This window comes from Aliidiomarina haloalkalitolerans (genome assembly GCF_003987315.1).
GTDB classification, from domain to species: domain Bacteria; phylum Pseudomonadota; class Gammaproteobacteria; order Enterobacterales; family Alteromonadaceae; genus Aliidiomarina; species Aliidiomarina haloalkalitolerans.
The window spans coordinates 207,689-226,906 of the sequence record NZ_PIPI01000003.1 but is presented as its reverse complement, the minus strand read 5'-3'; the positions used below and the strand labels follow the sequence as shown (position 1 = coordinate 226,906).

Below are 19,218 nucleotides of genomic sequence, written 5' to 3'. Positions count from 1 at the left end.
ATTTCACTGACAAAGAGAGTAACTGATTTAAGCAACTTTTGGTATCATGCCGGTTCTAACAGCGAAACTTCGCAATACGGAGCGGCAGTGGCAAAACGAGCAAAACTAACGAAAGGCCAAATGCGGCGGGTCAAAGCCAATCAAGAGAAACGGCTGGCCAAGCGGCAAATCCAACAAGAGGCTGAGTTCAGCGATAGCCAACTCGGTAGTCTTGAGTATGGTCGGGTGGTGAGTCGCTTTGGCCAACATGCTGATATCTTAACTGACGAAGGCGATATTCTGCGCTGTAACATTCGTCGAACAATTTCTTCGTTAGTGACTGGTGACCGTGTCGCTTGGCGTCGGGCAGAAGAAAGCGAACAAGGCATGCAAGGTGTCGTCGAAGCCGTTGAAGAGCGCGAATCGGTTCTAACTCGCCCTGACATGTACGACGGCATTAAACCGATTGCTGCCAATGTCGAGCGGGTATTCATTATTTCGAGTCCGCAGCCGGCATTTTCTGACCAAATTATTGACCGCTATATCGTCGCCTGTGAGGACGCAGGCATCGAAGCTATCATTGTCATGAACAAAACCGACTTGATAAGCCCCGAGGAACGCGAACATATTCTTGCTCGGCTCAGTGTTTACGAGCAAATCGGCTACCCCGTTTTTCATGCAAGTGCCGTTACCGGTGAAGGGATTCAAGCACTACGCGATGAAATTCAGGGGCATATCTCCGTTCTCGTCGGTCAATCAGGGGTTGGTAAGTCCTCACTGGTGAAAGCTGCATTACCGGAAGTTGACTTAGCGATTGGTGCCATATCCGACAACTCGGGCTTAGGACAACACACCACCACCGTCGCACGTTGGTATCCACTCGAACAAGGTGGTGCCTTAATTGACTCACCCGGTATTCGCGAGTTTGGTTTGTGGCATATTGCCGCCGATCGGGTTACTGCGTGTTTTCGTGACTTCGAGCCATTTTTAGGCACGTGTAAGTTTCGCGATTGCAAACATGCCGACGACCCTGGTTGTGCGTTGCAAAAAGCCGTGGCTGACGGCAAGCTGGACGCCGGTCGGTTAGAAAATTATCATCGTATTATTCAATCGTTAGACCAAAGTGAAGGAGCCCGCGGTGGCCAATTTTGATCGTCTGAAAATCACCTTACAGTACATCGCCCCAAAACATTTTATGTCGCGCGCTATGGGTAAATTCGCCAGTGCCCGTGCAGGTTGGTTGACACGAATGTTTACCCAGTGGTTTGTGAGTAAATACAACGTCGACATGAGTGAAGCGATCGAAGAGGACCCGCGTGCTTATCCGACTTTTAATGAGTTTTTCACTCGACCACTCAAGCCCGATGCACGTCCGTTGGTCGCAGGTGATGACGAGCTAGCCCATCCCGTCGACGGTACGGTTAGCCAACTCGGTCCGATCCGTGGTGACAGTCTTATTCAAGCGAAAAACCATGACTACTCGATGCAAGCACTACTCGGTGGTGATGCAGCAGTGGCCGAACCATTTCATGATGGTGAGTTTGCAACGATTTACCTTGCCCCACGTGACTATCACCGCATCCACATGCCATTGGCTGGTACGCTGCAGAAAATGATTTATGTCCCGGGTGATTTATTCTCGGTGAACCCGCTTACCGCCGAGAATGTACCGAACTTGTTTGCTCGTAACGAGCGCGTCGTTGCGGTTTTTGACAGCGAAATCGGGCCGTTTGCCATGGTTCTTGTCGGTGCGACAATTGTCGCGAGCATTGAAACGGTTTGGGCTGGCACGGTTACACCACCCACTGGGCCACGGGTGCACACGTGGGACTACCCAAGCGATGGACTGAACGCGATTCGCTTAAGCAAAGGTGAAGAAATGGGTCGCTTTAAGCTCGGTTCGACCGTTGTTTTAGTCTTCCCGAAAGACACCATGCAGTTTGCCGAGGAGCTCGCACCGGGCGTTGTGACACGCATGGGGCAAGTGCTCGGGAATGTCGCTACAAAGGCCTAAGCCGTGTTAATTCTTGCTCACCGCGGTGCAAGCTTCGAAGCGCCAGAAAACACCTTAGCGGCGTTTCAGAGAGCTCTCGATGCGCATGCTGATGGTATCGAGATCGATATTATGCAGGTGGGTGACGAAATCTATGTCTTCCACGACCGTTACTTACGGCGCCTTGCGGCTCAGCCCGGGCGCTTTCAAGACCTCACCAATGAACAAATTGGTAAGCTTCGCGTTTTCAATCAACAACCCGTTCCGACGCTCGAGGAAGCACTTGCCTTTATCGCCGGGCGTTGTCTGCTCAATATCGAATTAAAGAGTGAGGTCGACAGCACACGCCTAAGTCGCGCACTCAACCGCGCACAGTCGGAGCTCGGCTTTCAGCCAGAGCAGTTATTAGTATCTTCATTCAATCATCATTGGCTGCGAAACTTGCAGCCGCAACAACCGAATATTCGCTATGGTGCTTTACTCGCCGGTTGCTTGCTCGACTACGCAGCTTGCGCAAGTGAATTAGGTGCTTACTCGGTCCATCTAGATGTCGACTTTATCGACCAAGCATTCGTCGACGATGCTCATTCCCGCGGACTGCAGGTATACGTTTATACCGTGGATGAACCTGAGGATATTCTTGGGCTGCAAGCGATGGGCGTCGATGGAATTTTCGCGAATCATCCGCAACATGCTCGGCAAGTGATCGATGGGCTGACAACCCAGTCGCCGTTTTATCCTTGATTACTTGAAAGCCAACCGGCTCTCATCACCACGCTCAAATTTCAGTCTGGCCTTGCCAAAAAAAAGCTCCCAACTTTCGTTGAGAGCTTTCTGATTTTATCGCTGCCACTTAAACTTTATTGGCTTCTTCCAACGCCACATCTTCAGCACGGCGATCTGGATATTGCTCTTCTAATGCTTCTAGCTTCTTCGCCAACTGCTTCGGTGAGCCGGTATTCTTAGCGAGTCCCATGTACAACGCTGGCACTAAGAAAATAGTCATAAAGGCCGAGAAAGCAACACCGCAGAAGATAACCACACCGATTACCGCACGGCTTTCAGCACCAGGGCCGGAAGCCAAAACTAACGGCAATGCACTCATTAGTGTCGTGAATGCGGTCATGACAATCGGGCGCAAACGCAAACGTGATGCACGTGCAAGTGCGTCTTCAAAGCGCATACCAGCGTCACGTAATTGGTTGGCGAACTCGACAATGAGAATCCCGTTTTTCGCTGCCAAGCCGATTAACATGATGATCCCGATTTGCGAGTAAATGTTGATTGTCATGCCGGTTGCCCACAAGCCAAACAGCGCACCAAATACGGCCAACGGCACCGTGAGTATAATTACAAACGGGTGCACAAAACTTTCGAACTGAGCCGCTAACACTAAGAACGTAATAGCCAAGGCAAGAGCGAATATGAAGATAATCGTGCTGCCACCTTCCTGATACAACAGCGACTGACCTTTATAGTCAATCATCACATCGTCAGGCAAATGCTCAGAGACCAGTCCTTCGAGATAGCTCAATGCCTCACCAAGCGAGTAGTCATCGGCTAAGTTTGCCGTAATGGTAATCGCCCGCATCCGGTTGTAGCGATTCAATTGGCGAGCGGTCGCACCTTCCGTCACAGAGACGAGGTTCGACATCGGCACCAATTCACCCGTGCGTTGCGAGCGCACATAGATGTTATCAATGGACTGCGGCGTGCGATAATCTTCACGTTCACCTTCCAGAATCACGTTATATTCTTCGCCGCGATCCTGATAGGTGGTGACGCGCCGAGTACCGAGCATACTTTCCAAGGTACGGCCGATATCGCCAACCGAAACACCAAGGTCAGCTGCGCGTTCTTGGTTAATTTGAATCAACAACTGTGGGACGGTTTCGTCATAGTCGCTGTCAAGTTGGACGAGGCCCGGGTTGTTCGATGCGTGCTCGAAAATGATATCGCGATAGCGCGCCAAGTCTTCAAATGTGTTGCCTTGCAAGACGAACTCTACCGGCCGAGAACTACCGCCACCACGAATACCGCTGCGCATGTTGGCGAACGCAACAACGTCAGGAATCGTTTCTAATTTTGCCCGAACTTCGTTCAAGAGCTCAAAAGAACTCCAGTCCCGCTCACTAAATGGCACTGTACCGACAATCGCAATACCCGCACTGTTACCCCAGCCAGGGGTCCGAATAATCAAACGGTCAACCTTGCCTTCGTCTATATACGGCAACAGAATCTCTTCAACTTTCGCCATGTTACGGGAATTCGACTCGTAGCTTGCGCCTTCCGCACTACGTACCATGACAAAGAAGTTGCCGCGGTCTTCTGCTGGCACGAATTCTTGACCAATATCATTCAGTAACAAGTACGCTGCGGCGCCCGATAAGCCCACTAACACAAAGGCCATGAGCGGAACCGTAATGGTTTTACGAACCATGCGCTCGTAGCCTTCTTCAATCCGTGCAAAGCCACGATCAAGGTAGGCGCCAAAGCCTTTGCTGCGCTCTTTTTTCTTCAGTAACTTAGAGCACAACATCGGTGACAAGGTCAGCGCGGTGATACTCGAAAAGGCAACCGCGGCGGCGAGCGCCAGCGCGAACTCGGTAAAGAGCATACCGATATTGCCCTCAAGGAAAACCAACGGTACGAATACTGCAATGAGGACCATGGTGGTGGCAACGACAGCGAAGCCAACTTCACGAGCACCTCGATATGCTGCAAGCAACGGCGGATCGCCAGCTTCAACACGACGATAAATATTCTCAAGAACAACGATCGAGTCATCGACAACAAGACCAATCGACAATACCAAGGCCAACAAGGTCAACAAGTTAATCGAGAAGCCCATGGCATAGAGCACGATGTAGGACGACATCAGGGCAACGGGCACGGTAATTGCAGGAATTAACGTAACGCGCAAGTTACCAAGGAACAGGTAGATAACAATCACCACCATCGCCATAGCGATGAACAAGGTGTTGTAAACTTCCTGAATCGAGTCTGCGATGAACACCGAAGAATCGTAACTTGGCACGAGGAACATGCTGGCAGGCAATGTCGCACTTAAACGCTCGACTTCGCGTTTGACGTTTTCGACAACTTCAAGGGTATTCGCATCCGACTGACGAATAATTCCCAAGCCAACCATGTTAATTCCGTTACCACGGAACTCAGAGCGATCATTTTCCGCTTCTAACGACACGCGTGCGACTTCGCCGAGGCGAACTAGGTAACCGTCGCTACCGGTTGCAATCGACATATTGGCAAAATCAGTGGCTGACAAGTAGCTCCGTGCTACACGCACGGTAAACTCGCGATCGCGCGACTCGATGCTACCCGCTGGTAATTCGACGTTTTCTGCTCGTAACCGACTTTCGATATCAGAAACAGTAATACCCCGCGCTGCCATTGCATTACGGTCTAGCCAGAGTTTCATGGCATAACGCCGCTCTCCGCCGATGTTAACGCGGGCTACGCCATCAACGACCGAAAGACGGTCAACTATGTAGCGGTTGGCAAAGTCGGTCAACTCCAGCGTGGTCATGTTCTCGCTGCGTAAGTTGTACCAAACGATAGTGTCTTCGTCGGCGTTAGCCTTGGTGACTTCCGGCGGCATGACCTGTTCGGGCAAGCTTCGCAACACCCGCTGCACCCGCTCTCGAACGTCGTTCGCGGCGGCATCTATGTCACGACTTTCTTCAAACTCAATGGTAATTTGCGAACGACCATCACGGCTATTCGATGAAATAGTTTTAATCCCTTGAATACCGCTAATTCGCTCCTCAATCACTTGCGTGATCTGAGTCTCGATAATTTCGGCATTGGCACCCGGGTAAGACGTAGTAATTGAAACTACGGGAGGGTCGATATTGGGGTATTCGCGCAACGGCAGCGAACTAAACGCCACGACGCCAAAGATAATCAAAATAATATTGATGACCGTGGCAAATACGGGGCGTTTAACAGATACGTCAGATAAAATCATGGCTTACGCTCCTCGTTACCGTTGTGTAACGTTGACTGGTAAGCCATCACGAACACGAATAGTGCCTTCAACGACAATCATTTCGCCTTCGTCAAGCCCGCTCGTTATCTCAACCCAACCTGGTAAACGGCGACCAACAGTCACGGTTGTCCGCACTGCCCGCTCATCCTCAACTGTGTAAACAAAGTGTTCGTTGCGAATAGGAATCACTGCAGACTCAGGGACCATAAGCGTCAAGTCGACCGAGCGTTCCAGTTGCATACGTAATAACATGCCCGGACGAAGTTCTAGATTATCATTGGCCACCGACGCCCGAACCATAATTGAACGTGTGACTGGGTCAACGCGCGAGGCAAGACTCGCAATGCGACCTTCGAATTCACGCCCTGGGTAGGCAGCAGAGAGTGCAATAACACGCTGCCCAACAGCGAGACTTGGGAGGTAAAGCTCGGGAACACTAAAGTCGACAAAAATAGGGGAAATATCATCTAACGTCGTAATGACGTCGCCTGGGCGTACAAGCTGGCCGATGCTCACACGACGCGTTCCAAGTCGACCTGAGAACGGCGCATAAATATTCAGTTCTTCTAAGCGACTGCGAGCAACTTCTAGTTCTGCGCTTGTTTGTTCAACGCGAACCTCTTGCTCTTCGATCATGCTGCGCGATGCCGCACTTTCTTGAGCTAATTCCCGTAAACGGCTGAGCTGGCGTTCGCTATCAGCTAAACGAAACTCGAGCTCTTGGACGCGAGCTCGTTCTTCACGATTTTGCAGAGAAACAAGCAGCTGCCCTGCTTCAACATCATCGCCATCAGAAAAGAAGATTTCGCGAACCGATTGTGAAACACGAGCCATAATGTCGACGGACTCTCGAGCCTGAGCGGTACCCAGAGCTTCAATCACGTCCCGAAACTCCATCATCTCAGCGCGGGCACCAACCACGTTAGCCGCGCCTTGTGGCCGCATACCACCGGTAGGGTCGTCTTCAGAAAAATACAGATAACCGACAACCACTGCCATGATGACAGCAACCACGGAGATAGGGGTAAAATAAGATCGTTTCGACATAATGCTCCCAGCTTCCTTATACTTCGTTCAGCGATAGCTTTGAGGCTATTGTAAACCAAAGGCACCCGACGTCCGGGCACCTTCAACGCTTATATATCGAAACTGGTCGCAAAAACGATCACTTGTGGTAGCTTGGACTAAACTCGTGAACCGCTTTGATGAAGGCTTCTGCGTGCGCAGGATCGACTTCTGGGTGAATACCATGACCAAGGTTAAAGACATGCCCTGGGCCCTGACCATAACTGGCCAAAATAGTTTTTACTTCTTCGCGAATACGCTCAGGAGCAGCATATAAAACGCTCGGATCCATATTGCCTTGTAACGCAACTTTGCCGCCCGTTAATTTACGAGCAGTGGCTAAGTCGGTGGTCCAGTCGACCCCAAGGGCATCACATCCGGTTGCCGCCATGATATCTAGCCACTGACCACCATTCTTGGTGAACAATGTGACAGGAACTTTACGACCATCTGCTTCACGGACAAGACCGTCAACGATTTGCTGCATATAGCGTAACGAGAATTCTTGATAATCGCGCGGCGACAAAACACCACCCCACGTATCGAAAATCATAACCGCTTGGGCACCATTCGCAATTTGCGCATTTAAATAGGAAGTAACCGACTGCGCTAATTTGTCGAGCAACTGATGCATCACTTTTGGTTCGCGATACATGAGCGACTTCACAATAGAAAAGTTCTTGGTGCTGCCACCTTCAACCATGTACGTGGCCAAAGTCCACGGGCTGCCAGAAAAACCAATCAATGGCACATCGCCATTTAAGGCTTTACGAATGGTTTTCACTGCATTCATGACATAGCCCAATTCATCTTCTGGGTCTGGCACCGGCAGCGCTGCAACCGCTTTCGCATCGCGAATCGGATTTTTAAAGCGAGGGCCTTCGCCCTGTTCAAAATACAAACCAAGACCCATTGCGTCTGGAATGGTTAAAATGTCTGAGAAGAGAATTGCCGCGTCTAAAGGAAAACGACGCAGCGGTTGTAACGTCACTTCACAAGCCAACTCTGCGTTCTTACACAAACTTAAAAAGTCGCCAGCTTGCGAGCGAACTTGACGATATTCAGGTAGATAACGACCCGCTTGGCGCATCATCCAAATCGGGGTACGGTCAACCGGCTGACGCATTAAGGCGCGCAAATAGCGGTCATTCTTTAACTCTTGGCTCATGTTTTTTTCCTTTCAATCAATTGCGCGTGATTCTATCAGCTTCGCGCCTGAACTTCAGCTTTTACCGTTGCGATTAGCCGGGCGGCAATAGTACCAAGCGGAGGTGTGCGCGGGAGCTGATCTAAGTCAAACCAATTGGCGCTAATAATTTCGTCATCCTGCAAATTCAACTCACCGCTGTCGTATTCGGCAATAAACCCAGCCATCAATGAATGCGGAAAGGGCCAAGGCTGGCTAGTGACATAGCGAATGTTACGCACCCGCACGCCGACCTCTTCAAAGACTTCTCGGTGCACGCATTGTTCAAACGACTCGCCACTCTCGACAAAGCCTGCTAGCACGGAGAAGAGCCCCTCTGGATGGCGGACGCCACGGGCCAAAAGTATTTGCTTGCCACGATAAACCGCAACAATCATGCACGGGGAAATTCTTGGGTAACAACGAAATTCACACTGCGGGCACAGAACGGCTAATTCATCACGGTCCTGCACGGTATGCGAACCACACTTGCCGCAGTACTGATGCGTTTCTAAAAAGTGCTGTAATTGACAGGCGCGTCCTGCCAAAGCAAATAGCTCAGAATCGCCAAAGCGCAGTAACTGACGCAATGGTTGCCATTCATATTCACTCAATTGCAGCGTCGGTTCGGCCAAGCTCATGACGAACGCTGGCTTTCCCCGATAGTCGCCAATTTGCGCGGTATATTCGGTTTCGGCTCCGGGGATGAACTTGGCATTGCCATACGGCACTAGTTCAGCGCTATTCTCGTTTGTACTTGCAAGGACTTGTGTTCCGCAGATAATAAACCACCACACCGCCGAATCCGACGGCGGCATTACGTCAGGTTTAATCATTCATTACTCCTAATTTTTTCACATCAGTCATCGCTTCGGGAACGTTTCAACCGTTTGTACTGCCCAGCAACTTCCCCTAACTTTCCCATAACTTTGCAAACAACTTCCACCGATAATTGTTGATTTTCTCACTACGCTCGCAGTACAGTGAAAGAACAGGTCGTGCTGAGCCTGAACAAGGAGCAACTATGTTACGCCGTAATAAAGCCGCAAAAGAACAATGGGCTGGGCTACATCAAGCATTAGATCGTTGGCTCGAAGAGCGTCAAGAGCTGCTCGTTCGTTATTGTCAAATTGCGAGTTTACCGCCTTATGACAAGCACTGGGAACAATTACCGCCAGCCAAAGAAATTCGTGCCTTCTGTGAAGTCCTGATTGACTACGTATCCGCTGGCCATTTCGAGCTTTACGATCATATTTTGGTCGAAGCAAATGCGCATAATCACTCTACGGAAGCTTTCGGGCAAAAGATATACCCGCAAATTCATACGACCACGGAAGTTGCTCTCGACTTTCATGATACCTATGCTGAGGTATGTGACACAGATTCGCTGCCAAGCTTTACGCCTGACATCTCAAAACTCGGCGAAGCGCTACAGACGCGATTAGAGCTTGAAGACCAGCTCATCGCCTTGTTGGCTGACCAAGACGTCACTGAACGCACCGCTGCTGGCAACGAAGTTATTAGTTAAGCCAAATATTCGAATAATATAAAAAGGGCGCTACCGATAACGGAGCGCCCTTTTTGTTGCCTAATCAGGTCTCAAAGCTTAGTCGTTGCCACCGACCGTAATAACTGACAAAGAGTTCGCTTCAATGTCCGCACGGTGGAACCAAATGGGTGCCAGGCGTGGCTGCTCTGAATAGAACTCAGTTTGGTCGAGATAATGCGGTGAGCGGATATCCGACGATTGTGAATAGGTCAGTAATCCTCGACCTTCCGGCCCCTCCTCCGTGAAGCGCATCACGAACATCCAGCTTGAGCCACTCGTAATATGGTAGCCCTGCTGCGACATTTGTGACCCAGCTAAACTCGGATAACGATGGCGAGGCAATAATGTGCCATCTTGAGCGCCTTGGGAGGCAAACACATTGAAACCACCTTCAATATTGTTGGCGCCGCCCCAAGGCAAGCGGTTACCGCTCGGTTGCCCATTAGGCAAACTACGCTCGACAAACTGCACATCACCAAACTGCGCATCTAACGCAAATGGAGTCTGCGCAATGGTAAGCACAGCGCGCGCCAGCTGCTCTTGAATCACACTCGGATTGGTTAAACCATTTGGCGTGGTTAACGGCTCAAAGCGATTATAAGGAATCGCCCACTGCGGGTTGCGGCTAAATTGCTGCGCAAACTCGCGGAACACATGCGCGCCCACGCTCTCTTTGTTCATGCGGCCGTCCCACTGTGCCAAGGCAGCGCAGGCAGGAGCGATATTCACTTCAGTGCCTGAAACAACAACCGGTGTGTCGCCGCGCGAGTTACAGATAGACAATAAGTCTGGCAAAATCGCTTCACCCAAATAAGCACGATTACTGAGTAAGGTTTCTTCGAGCTCCGTGAGTGACACGTTACTTAGCTCAATAAGTTTTTGCTGACCCATTCGTGAGCGCAGTGTTTGCTGATCTAGCGCTGGACCAAACAACAAGTAGTCATTCTCAGCGTCGGAAACAATCGGTGCAGCTGGGTTAGTGAGCCAATAACTATTATTGGAGTTTTGCACAAAGTCTGTGCGGCGCAAGCGCGGCGCCCGCTCATGCGGAACTACACCGCGAGCTCGGAAGCGTTCGCTATTCGCAGGAATCAAAGTAAAAGGAGCTTGTCCGCGAATGGCTAAAAACGCTAAGTCACGACGCAAATCCGCAAGGGCTTCCGGGTCGATATCTGGCACTGACGAGCCGTCAGTGAAGAACACATCACCGTGACGGTCAGCGACCATCGCATTATTGAAGATCAAGCCAGTCTTGTTATAGAACAAGCGCTCTACTTCATCGATATCCGATGCTAGATTTAAGCCGAGCCAATGGTCGAGAATATCAAAGTTTGGCAAGTTGGCGTCGTACAACGCAAATGCTGAACGCGTCCCCACCAAGTCCATGCCCCACTGAAATGCCCCAGGAATTGAGAGCATCGGCCCGAATGAGCTGTGGTAGAAAGTCTTCTCTAAGGTAATACTGCTGGAAGGTCCAGTCGCAACCTGAATTTGCACGGTTTTCTCTTGAATTTGACGTGGCTCACCATCCACCAAATAGGTCATTCCGGTCGCATCGTTAGGGTCTAAATGAAGTTGATAAACAACAAAGCGCTCCGCAGTGGAGAAAGTATGTGTCCAGGCGATGTTCTCGTTGAAGCCAATGTTCACAACACCCGGCATGCCGGACAGTGAACCACCAACAACTTTCATTTCACCAGGAATTTCAATACCGAAGCGCCAAAAACGCTGATTCCCCACATGCGGGAAGTGCGGGTTAGCGAGAAGCATACCTTGACCGTTCTCGGTCATTTCACTACCTAAAGCCCAGCCATTTGAACCTAAGTCCGACGGATTCGTTTCTGGAATGCCAACGCTGTTAGCATCGAAGCTCATATTGAACGATGTCGCGCCGACGGGTGTCGGTAAATAATCAACGCCTGGAGGTGTGCCAATAAACAGAGGCTCAAGGAAGTTCGCTGCCCCAGGTAATAATGCAACACCTAATGCGTAAGTCAGCATATCTGTTGGTGTAATCGGCTGAACCCACGGCATGCCAGCGCAAGGTGGGGCGATATTAGCAACACCGGTATCACTTAAATACTGGTTGTAACCAGCGGCATAACCTTGCAGCAGAGCGCGGCTATGTTCACTCAGATTCCCGATGTTATCCTCTGCCAGTTCGCGAATGCCAATTGCTTTATAGGTCAGGTCATTAATCACATTGGCGCTGTCACCAGAACCAAGCACCGCATCTGGCCCAAAATAAGCAGATCGCATGGAATTAAAACGCACGATTTGGTCAGCCAAAATACAAATATTGTCTTCAGCGAAAGCGTACGCCGTGCCATAGGCGATACCTTCCAAACTATCGGAAGTAATATACGGGACACCAAAGTCCGTGCGACGAATCTCGGCGCTAACACTGCTCGGTGCGAACGTTGTTACCGCTGGAAAAGAATAACTAGGACGTGGTTCTGGAGGCGGGCCACTCCCTTCTGGTGGGTTTGGTGGCATACTCGTGCCACTCGTACTAGAAGAGCTAAAACAACCGCTTAATGCGAAACTGCAAGCGACAGCCAGCAAGCTGTAGCGTGAAAGACGGGCCATTGCAGACATGGTTTTCCCTCATGTTGGTTATGTTATTTTTTTGTAACCTCCAGTATTGTTTCTGTTTTTAAAAAGGTCAAACCAGTCATTGGGTGCACAAATATTAACCACGGCAAACAAAAAGCCCCAAATTCATGAAGATGAAATCGGGGCTTTCTTGTGTTTTCAGGCTACTTATTGATTGTTAGCACTTACAACATCAATTAATTCAACCTCAAACACGAGCGTAGAATTCGGCTGAATCACACCATTTGCGCGTTCAGTTGCACCGTAAGCTAACTCGGCTGGAATCACAAAACGATACTTCGCACCGACGGTCATTAATTGCAGGCCTTCAGTCCAGCCTGAAATAACACGATTCAGCGGGAAGCTGATTGATTCGCCCCGTTGATACGAGCTGTCAAATACTTCACCGGTCACCAATGAACCTTCATAATGCACTTCAACAACGTCGGTTGCTGAAGGTGATGCGCCGTCTGGGTTGCCTTCTCGTAATACTTCGTACTGCAGACCAGAAGCAGTCACCACGACGCCTTCACGTTGAGCATTTTCTTCTTGGTAGGCTAAACCTAACGCCAGGTTTTCAGAACCTGCGTTAGCACGGTTTTGCTCTTGGGTACTGGTTAGCGTTTCCAGCATAATTTCCCATTGCTCATCAATTTCTTCTTCGCTCATGCGACTTGCATTTGCAAAGGTGTCCATGAAGCCTTCAACAACTGCGTTACCTGCGAGCGGTTGCTCGATTTCAGCCAAGAAATCGTTAACCATTAAGACCTGAACTGCCATGTATGCACCGAGGGTGTATAACATGTGCGCGGTCTCGTCATCTTCATCAACCACAAACTCTTCGCGCTCAGGTAAGCCGGTCATCAGTGGCTTGTCGAGTAAGCCGCGACCCATTAAGTCGAGCTGGAAACGCTCTTGGTCGACTTGTGGCTCAAGGTGCAATAAATCCACAAAGCCAACGCGAATAATGTGCTGCTTTTCTGCATTCTGCAGATCCGGGTACTCTTCTTTGACATTATCGAGTAACTGACGCGCTTCGCGCATTGACGCCGCACCCACTGCATACGAACGTAAGCTCTGCTCATCAGACAGATCGCTTTGTTCTGGAGCGCCGCCACAGGCACTCAAAAATAGGGCTGCACAAGTAAATGCAAGAAATTTAGACATTAACTTCATGGATTTCTCCGTTATGATGTAAGTTTCAACGCTCAAGGCGTGTTACTGTACGCTATAAATAAGTGCACTATCATATACGCAAATGCATACCAATTACCATGAGGCAAGCACAGAATGTCATTCTCCGATGTAAACAATGACACCCAAAAACGAGTTGAAGCACTCGAGCGCCGAAGTGACGACCTTGAGTCGCAGTTAGCGTTTCAAGAAGAAACCATTGAAACATTGAATCGCTTGGTTACTGCGCAAAACCAAGAGCTGCAAACTTTACACAAGCATTTAGTGCTGCTTGCCGAACGTTTACAACAGATGCGGGATAACCATGACGAACAACCAATCGACGAGCGTCCGCCGCATTACTAGTCACAGAGGGTAGTCAGCCGTGAGTAGTCAGCCGTGAGTAGTCAGCCGTGAGTAGTCAGCCGTGAGAAATCCGTCGAGGGAATAAGGAGATAACATGTCAGCGCGCCATCCTATTATCGCCGTCACCGGCTCTTCAGGGTCAGGCACCACCACAACGAGCCAAGCTGTTCGCCACATTTTTCGCAGCTTGAAAATTAATGCTGCATTTGTCGAAGGCGACAGTTTTCATCGTTATACCCGTCCCGAAATGGATGTTGCAATCCGTAAGGCACAGGAAAAAGGCAAACATATCAGTTATTTTGGTCCCGAAGCGAACGACTTCGATGCGCTGGAAAAACTCTTTGCCAGTTACTCAGAGTCAGGCCAAGGCCAACACCGGCACTATCTGCATAGCTTCGATGAAGCGGTGCCCTATAATCAAATGCCGGGTACCTTTACGCCATGGGAGCCACTTCCTGAGCATACAGACATGCTGTTCTACGAAGGTCTGCATGGCGCAGTCGCAACCGAGCAACACCATGTCGAAAAGTACGTCGACTTAAAAATCGGCATGGTGCCGATTGTTAACTTAGAGTGGATTCAAAAGCTCATTCGCGACACGTCAGAACGCGGCCATTCACGCGAGTCTGTGGCACAAAGTATCGTGCGCAGTATGGACGATTACATTCATCACATTGTGCCGCAATTTTCCCGCACGCATATTAACTTTCAACGTGTTCCGACCGTCGACACTTCCAATCCGTTCAGTGCGAAAGACATTCCAACTATGGACGAGAGTTTTGTGGTTATTCGTTTTCGTGGCATCACCGATGTCGATTTTCCGTACTATCTGCAAATGATCGACGGCTCGTTTATGTCACGTATGAATACCTTAGTCGTTCCCGGTGGCAAAATGGGTTTTGCCATGGAATTGATTCTCACCCCGCTCATTCAACGTTTGCAGGAAAAACGCCGGATGGCGCTGAACGACTAATTCATAACACAGGGTCATGACCAAGCTGAATAAGACACAAAAAAGCTGTTATTTTTCAATGACAGCTTTTCGTTTTTTAGCAGCAATTCCGAGAAAAAGTCGATGCCGATGCTTAAGCTTCAATGACCTCGAAGCTATGCGTTACATTGACACTAGCCCCTAACATAATTGAGACCGAGCAGTACTTATCGGCACTGAGCTTCACGGCTCGCTCAACGTGCTGTTCGGCCACACCTTTACCATACACTTTAAAGTGCATGTGGATGTCGGTGAATACCGCCGGCACCGAATCCGCGCGCTTGCCTTCAAGCTCAACTTCGCAACGAACAAACTGCTGGCGAGTTTTTTCAAGAATGCTGACAACATCAACCGACGAGCAGCTACCTGCCGCCATTAAAACCATTTCCATTGGCGTTGGCGCATGACCTTCACGATTACCGTCCATGACCACACTGTGACCGGTACCCGAGGTGGCAACAAACTTCATGCCGTCGAGCCATTGTACTTTCGCTGACATCGAGTTACTCATGATGCGATTCCTTAGAATTTCAAGCCAGGGTTAAGCGACGCCGGCATATCCATACGATCGGCTTCCACTGAAGCAACCGGATAAGCACAGTAGTCAGCCGCATAGTAAGCACTTGGACGGTGATTACCACTGTCGCCGATGCCACCAAACGGTGCAGCACTACTCGCGCCCGTGATCGGCTTGTTCCAGTTCACAATGCCCGCACGGATGTGCGCAAAGAAATGATCCCAGTCGGCGCGATGATCAGCGAGTAAACCCGCAGACAAACCAAAACGGGTGTTATTCGCTTCCGCAATAGCGGCATCGAAATCATTGTATCGATACACTTTTAATAACGGGCCAAAGTGTTCTTCATCTGGCATGTCCGTCACTGCACTGACATCGAGGATACCAGGCGTAACAAAGCCCTTCTGGGCATCCGCCTGCGTCATTTCCACTAACGCTTGCGCACCAAGGCTAATCAATTGGTTTTGTGCAGCAACCATACCAGCGGCTGCTTTTGCAGAAATCATTGCGCCCATAAACGGCTGCGGATCCGCATCATAGTCGCCCACGACAATGTTTTTCGTGACTTCAACTAAACGTGCCAAAATTGCGTCGCCCTGTGCACCAGTTGGCAAGAACAACCGCCGTGAACAGGTACAACGTTGGCCACTGGTGATAAATGCCGACTGCACGATATTGTGCACGGCCGCATCGACATCACTCACGTCCTTGACGATTAATGGGTTATTACCACCCATTTCTAATGCCAAAATTTTGTCTGGACGACCGCCAAATTGCTCGTGCAAAAACTTGCCTGTAGTTGATGAGCCGGTAAAGAATAAGCCGTCCATTTGCGGATGCGACGCCAAAGCTTTACCTGTTTCTACAAAGCCTTGCACAAGGTTAATTACGCCGTTTGGAATTCCCGCTTGCTGCCAGAGCTTCACCGTTTCTTCCGCAACCCAAGGGGTTAATTCACTGGGCTTGAAAACAACGACGTTACCCGCCAGTAACGCAGGCACAATGTGACCATTTGGCAAGTGTCCCGGGAAGTTATATGGCCCGAACACCGCAACAACGCCATGCGGCTTGTGGCGAATAAATGCTTTTGCGCCGGGCATGTCATTCTCGACCGTGCCTGTTCGCTCATGATAAGCGCGCTCAGAAATCGCAACTTTACCGACCATGGCCGCGACTTCTGTCCGGGTTTCCCACAACGGCTTGCCGGTGTCTTTCGCCATCACATGGGCAAGGTGTTCTTTATTTTCGTCGAGCAGTTCCGCAAAGCGCTTCACAATTGCCAAGCGCTCCGAAAAGTCGAGCGCAGCCCACGCTGGAAATGCTTGGCGGGCCGCAGTCATCGCTGCGTCTACCTGCTCAGCAGTGGCCGCTTGGCCGTGCCAAACAACTTGATTTTTTGCTGGATCAATCGATTCCATAGCGACTCCGGCACCTGCCAGCCATTCGCCATTAATGAATAAATTCTTAGTTGAACTCATGATTCAGTACTCCTTAAAGAGGGGCAATACGCACAGGATCGCCAGCCGTCACAAGCAGTGCATCCGCTTGTTGTTGGGTCAGCACAACATCATCGCCACAAAGATTGACGTCAGCCTGACAGGCACGGAAATCTTTTAATTTGGTATTACAAATCAGCACGTTTTCACTGACTTCCGGTTGGCCAATGCGAACCGTCACAATACGGCTGTTGCGAATTGTGCGCAATTGGCTCACCTCGGCCTCGACCGTTGGACCCGCGTCAAAAATATCGACATAACCGCGGAAACGAAAACCTTCCGACTGCAGCAACTTCAGCGCTGGTAAGGTATTTTGGTGTACTTTACCAACCACGTCTTGTGCTGCTTTGTCGAGCATATTCACATAGATTGGAAAGCGTGGCATTAACTCGGCAATGAAGGTTTTCTCACCAATACCGGTCAAATAATCAGCGCTCGGGAAGTCCATGGTAAAGAAGTGTTTTTCCAACCACGCCCAAAACGGAGAACGACCGTCTTCATCAGAAATACCGCGCATTTCAGCGATCACTTGTTTAGCAAAGCGCTCACGAAATTGCGCCATGAAAAGCAAGCGATACTTCGACAAGACTCGGCCATTGCGACCTTTGCGATAAGGCTCACGCAGGAACAAGGTACAAAGTTCACTGACACCGGTATAGTCATTGCATAAAGTTAGTGTTTGTAAGGCATTGTAGACATTATGTCGGGCTGAGTGGTGAACCACTTTCCCCAAATGATAATGATAAAACGCATTCGACAAACCGACAGCGCCTTCAATCCCACTGACACCCACTATCTCACCTGCGGCCGTGTCTTCCATGACGAACAAATAGCCTTCTTCGCCAGGCTGCTGCAACACGGTTTTACTGAATGCTTCTTCAGCTCGCTCGATACGACGGTGAAGCAAGTCTTCGTCGACGGGCAGCGACGTAAAGCCGTGCCCGGACTCAACTGCGCATTGATAAAGCGCTTCGTAGTCTCGTGCTTCGATAGGTCGAATCACTAACATACACAATCCTTTCGTTAAGCGTGGGCAGCAACAACCTTGGCAACTGCTTGTTCGAAACGCGCCATACCTTGGGCGATATCCGTTTCGCTAATAATCAATGACGGTGTGAAACGAATCACATCCATACCGGCAACCAGAACCATCACGCCTTCGTCTGCACCAGCGTTAAGGAAATCACGAGCCTTACCCTTGAACTTGTCGTTTAACTCAGCGCCAAGCAACAAGCCCATACCACGAACCTCTTTAAAGACTTGGTATTTGTCGTTGATTTTTGCCAGCGCGTCACGGAACCACTGCTCGCGTTGTTTCACACCGTCGAGCACTTCCTTGGTATTCACCACACTCATGACCGCTTCAGACACAGCGCAAGCCAGTGGGTTACCGCCGTAAGTACTGCCGTGAGTACCCGGCTTTAAATGTGCTGCAATGGCCGCCGTCGTTAACATGGCGCCAATTGGGAAACCCCCACCAAGCGCTTTTGCCGTGGTTAAAATATCTGGTGTGACACCAGTTTGCTCATAAGCATAAAGGGTGCCCGTGCGACCAAAGCCAGTTTGGACTTCATCAAAAATAAGCAACGCTTGGTGTTGGTCACACAGCTCACGTACACCTTTTAAGAAAGCTTCGTTACCTGGTACAACCCCGCCCTCACCTTGTAACGGCTCGATCATCACCGCACAGGTCTTGTCAGACATGACTGCAGCAAGACTTTCGAGGTTGTTGAACTCAACGTGTTGGACACCACCTGGCTTTGGACCGAACCCGTCAGAATAAGCTGGCTGACCGCCGACGGTGACGGTAAAGAATGTGCGACCATGAAAACCTTTGTGGAAAGCGATAATCTCTTGCTTGTTCTCACCGTGCACTTCAAGTGCCCAGCGACGCGCAAGTTTCAGTGCTGCTTCGTTGGCTTCGGCACCTGAGTTCGCATAATAAACCCGCTCAGCAAACGTTGCGTCGGTTAGTTTCTTAGCCAAACGCAGAGCTGGTTCGTTGGTCAGCACGTTACTTAAATGCCAGAGCTTATTGGCCTGCTCAGTCAGTGCATTGACCATGACCGGATGGCAGTGACCAAGGCAGCTCACCGCAATACCACCGGCAAAATCAACGTATTCGCGACCGTCCTGATCCCAGACTCGCGAGCCTTCACCGCGCACTGGAATCATCGCAGCTGGATTGTAGTTGGGTACCATCACCTGGTCGAAAAGTGCACGCGTTACTGGCATGTGATCTGACATAAAAAAGCTTCTCCTGTTGCCGAAAATCGAATTGTACAGACAAGTCATTTAT

Annotated in this window: 16 protein-coding genes; 6 read left to right on the top strand and 10 right to left on the bottom strand. The window is 50.1% G+C overall.

Annotated features, from left to right (window positions below; translation table 11 throughout):
* Positions 1–87 precede the first annotated feature (87 nt).
* The 3 genes from rsgA to CWE06_RS06695 are packed head-to-tail and all read left to right on the top strand — an operon-like array spanning position 88 to position 2,716.
* Positions 88–1,131 carry a small ribosomal subunit biogenesis GTPase RsgA gene (gene rsgA, locus CWE06_RS06705; RefSeq protein ID WP_126792432.1) on the top strand — a complete coding sequence of 348 codons (1,044 nt, stop codon included), beginning with the start codon at positions 88–90 and terminating at the stop codon, positions 1,129–1,131.
* Complete coding sequence (asd, locus tag CWE06_RS06700) at positions 1,118–1,993, top strand: archaetidylserine decarboxylase (protein WP_126792430.1); 876 nt, start codon at positions 1,118–1,120, stop codon at positions 1,991–1,993. Before rsgA ends, asd begins: the two co-directional genes overlap by 14 nt.
* A 3-nt stretch (positions 1,994–1,996) precedes the next feature.
* Positions 1,997–2,716, top strand: a complete 720-nt coding sequence (locus CWE06_RS06695) for a glycerophosphodiester phosphodiesterase (protein ID WP_126792428.1) — start codon at positions 1,997–1,999, stop codon at positions 2,714–2,716.
* Positions 2,717–2,825: 109 nt separating this feature from the next.
* On the opposite strand, the gene CWE06_RS06690 is transcribed toward CWE06_RS06695, so the two are convergent.
* The 4 genes from CWE06_RS06690 to nudC all read right to left on the bottom strand — a co-directional run bounded on the left by CWE06_RS06690 (position 2,826) and on the right by nudC (position 9,068).
* On the bottom strand, positions 2,826–5,960 hold the full coding sequence (locus tag CWE06_RS06690; protein WP_126792426.1) for an efflux RND transporter permease subunit: 3,135 nt from the start codon (positions 5,958–5,960) through the stop codon (positions 2,826–2,828).
* 15 nt (positions 5,961–5,975) lie between these two features.
* On the bottom strand, positions 5,976–7,028 hold the full coding sequence (locus tag CWE06_RS06685; protein WP_126792424.1) for an efflux RND transporter periplasmic adaptor subunit: 1,053 nt from the start codon (positions 7,026–7,028) through the stop codon (positions 5,976–5,978).
* Positions 7,029–7,146: 118 nt separating this feature from the next.
* Complete coding sequence (gene hemE / locus CWE06_RS06680) at positions 7,147–8,214, bottom strand: uroporphyrinogen decarboxylase (protein ID WP_126792422.1); 1,068 nt, start codon at positions 8,212–8,214, stop codon at positions 7,147–7,149.
* Between the two features lie 35 nt (positions 8,215–8,249).
* Positions 8,250–9,068 (bottom strand): NAD(+) diphosphatase, encoded by an 819-nt coding sequence (nudC, locus tag CWE06_RS06675; RefSeq protein WP_126792420.1) that lies wholly within the window; start codon positions 9,066–9,068, stop codon positions 8,250–8,252.
* Positions 9,069–9,256: 188 nt separating this feature from the next.
* On the opposite strand from nudC, the gene rsd reads away from it, so the two are divergent.
* On the top strand, positions 9,257–9,760 hold the full coding sequence (gene rsd, locus CWE06_RS06670; protein ID WP_126792419.1) for a sigma D regulator: 504 nt from the start codon (positions 9,257–9,259) through the stop codon (positions 9,758–9,760).
* 78 nt (positions 9,761–9,838) lie between these two features.
* Here rsd and CWE06_RS06665 read toward each other — a convergent pair whose 3' ends face one another.
* Complete coding sequence (locus CWE06_RS06665; protein ID WP_126792417.1) at positions 9,839–12,379, bottom strand: acylase; 2,541 nt, start codon at positions 12,377–12,379, stop codon at positions 9,839–9,841.
* Positions 12,380–12,544: 165 nt separating this feature from the next.
* Positions 12,545–13,552, bottom strand: coding sequence for an FKBP-type peptidyl-prolyl cis-trans isomerase (locus tag CWE06_RS12630; RefSeq protein WP_126792415.1), 1,008 nt, complete (start codon positions 13,550–13,552; stop codon positions 12,545–12,547).
* Between the two features lie 114 nt (positions 13,553–13,666).
* Here CWE06_RS12630 and CWE06_RS06655 point away from each other — a divergent pair, with 114 nt between their 5' ends.
* The gene (locus CWE06_RS06655; RefSeq protein ID WP_126792413.1) at positions 13,667–13,915 is read left to right on the top strand and encodes a SlyX family protein; all 249 of its coding nucleotides are present in this window, start codon (positions 13,667–13,669) and stop codon (positions 13,913–13,915) included.
* Between the two features lie 94 nt (positions 13,916–14,009).
* Positions 14,010–14,888, top strand: coding sequence for a phosphoribulokinase (locus CWE06_RS06650; RefSeq protein ID WP_126792411.1), 879 nt, complete (start codon positions 14,010–14,012; stop codon positions 14,886–14,888).
* Between the two features lie 112 nt (positions 14,889–15,000).
* On the opposite strand, the gene CWE06_RS06645 is transcribed toward CWE06_RS06650, so the two are convergent.
* The 4 genes from CWE06_RS06645 to CWE06_RS06630 are packed head-to-tail and all read right to left on the bottom strand — an operon-like array spanning position 15,001 to position 19,154.
* Entirely contained in the window at positions 15,001–15,405 is a 405-nt protein-coding gene (locus CWE06_RS06645; protein WP_198679062.1) for an OsmC family protein, read from the bottom strand.
* Positions 15,406–15,428: 23 nt separating this feature from the next.
* Entirely contained in the window at positions 15,429–16,901 is a 1,473-nt protein-coding gene (gene astD / locus CWE06_RS06640) for a succinylglutamate-semialdehyde dehydrogenase (RefSeq protein ID WP_126792407.1), read from the bottom strand.
* Between the two features lie 13 nt (positions 16,902–16,914).
* Entirely contained in the window at positions 16,915–17,928 is a 1,014-nt protein-coding gene (gene astA / locus CWE06_RS06635) for an arginine N-succinyltransferase (RefSeq protein ID WP_126792405.1), read from the bottom strand.
* Positions 17,929–17,942: 14 nt separating this feature from the next.
* Positions 17,943–19,154, bottom strand: a complete 1,212-nt coding sequence (locus CWE06_RS06630; RefSeq protein ID WP_126792499.1) for an aspartate aminotransferase family protein — start codon at positions 19,152–19,154, stop codon at positions 17,943–17,945.
* Between the last annotated feature and the right edge of the window lie 64 nt (positions 19,155–19,218).

Coding starts and splice junctions, on each gene's coding strand:
- CWE06_RS06690 (WP_126792426.1), bottom strand. CDS start 5,960: ATGATTTTATCTGACGTATCTGTTAAACGCCCCGTATTTGCCACGGTC.
- CWE06_RS06685 (WP_126792424.1), bottom strand. CDS start 7,028: ATGTCGAAACGATCTTATTTTACCCCTATCTCCGTGGTTGCTGTCATC.
- hemE (WP_126792422.1), bottom strand. CDS start 8,214: ATGAGCCAAGAGTTAAAGAATGACCGCTATTTGCGCGCCTTAATGCGT.
- nudC (WP_126792420.1), bottom strand. CDS start 9,068: ATGATTAAACCTGACGTAATGCCGCCGTCGGATTCGGCGGTGTGGTGG.
- rsd (WP_126792419.1), top strand. CDS start 9,257: ATGTTACGCCGTAATAAAGCCGCAAAAGAACAATGGGCTGGGCTACAT.
- CWE06_RS06665 (WP_126792417.1), bottom strand. CDS start 12,379: ATGTCTGCAATGGCCCGTCTTTCACGCTACAGCTTGCTGGCTGTCGCT.
- CWE06_RS12630 (WP_126792415.1), bottom strand. CDS start 13,552: ATGAAGTTAATGTCTAAATTTCTTGCATTTACTTGTGCAGCCCTATTT.
- CWE06_RS06655 (WP_126792413.1), top strand. CDS start 13,667: ATGTCATTCTCCGATGTAAACAATGACACCCAAAAACGAGTTGAAGCA.
- CWE06_RS06650 (WP_126792411.1), top strand. CDS start 14,010: ATGTCAGCGCGCCATCCTATTATCGCCGTCACCGGCTCTTCAGGGTCA.
- CWE06_RS06645 (WP_198679062.1), bottom strand. CDS start 15,405: ATGTCAGCGAAAGTACAATGGCTCGACGGCATGAAGTTTGTTGCCACC.
- astD (WP_126792407.1), bottom strand. CDS start 16,901: ATGAGTTCAACTAAGAATTTATTCATTAATGGCGAATGGCTGGCAGGT.
- astA (WP_126792405.1), bottom strand. CDS start 17,928: ATGTTAGTGATTCGACCTATCGAAGCACGAGACTACGAAGCGCTTTAT.
- CWE06_RS06630 (WP_126792499.1), bottom strand. CDS start 19,154: ATGCCAGTAACGCGTGCACTTTTCGACCAGGTGATGGTACCCAACTAC.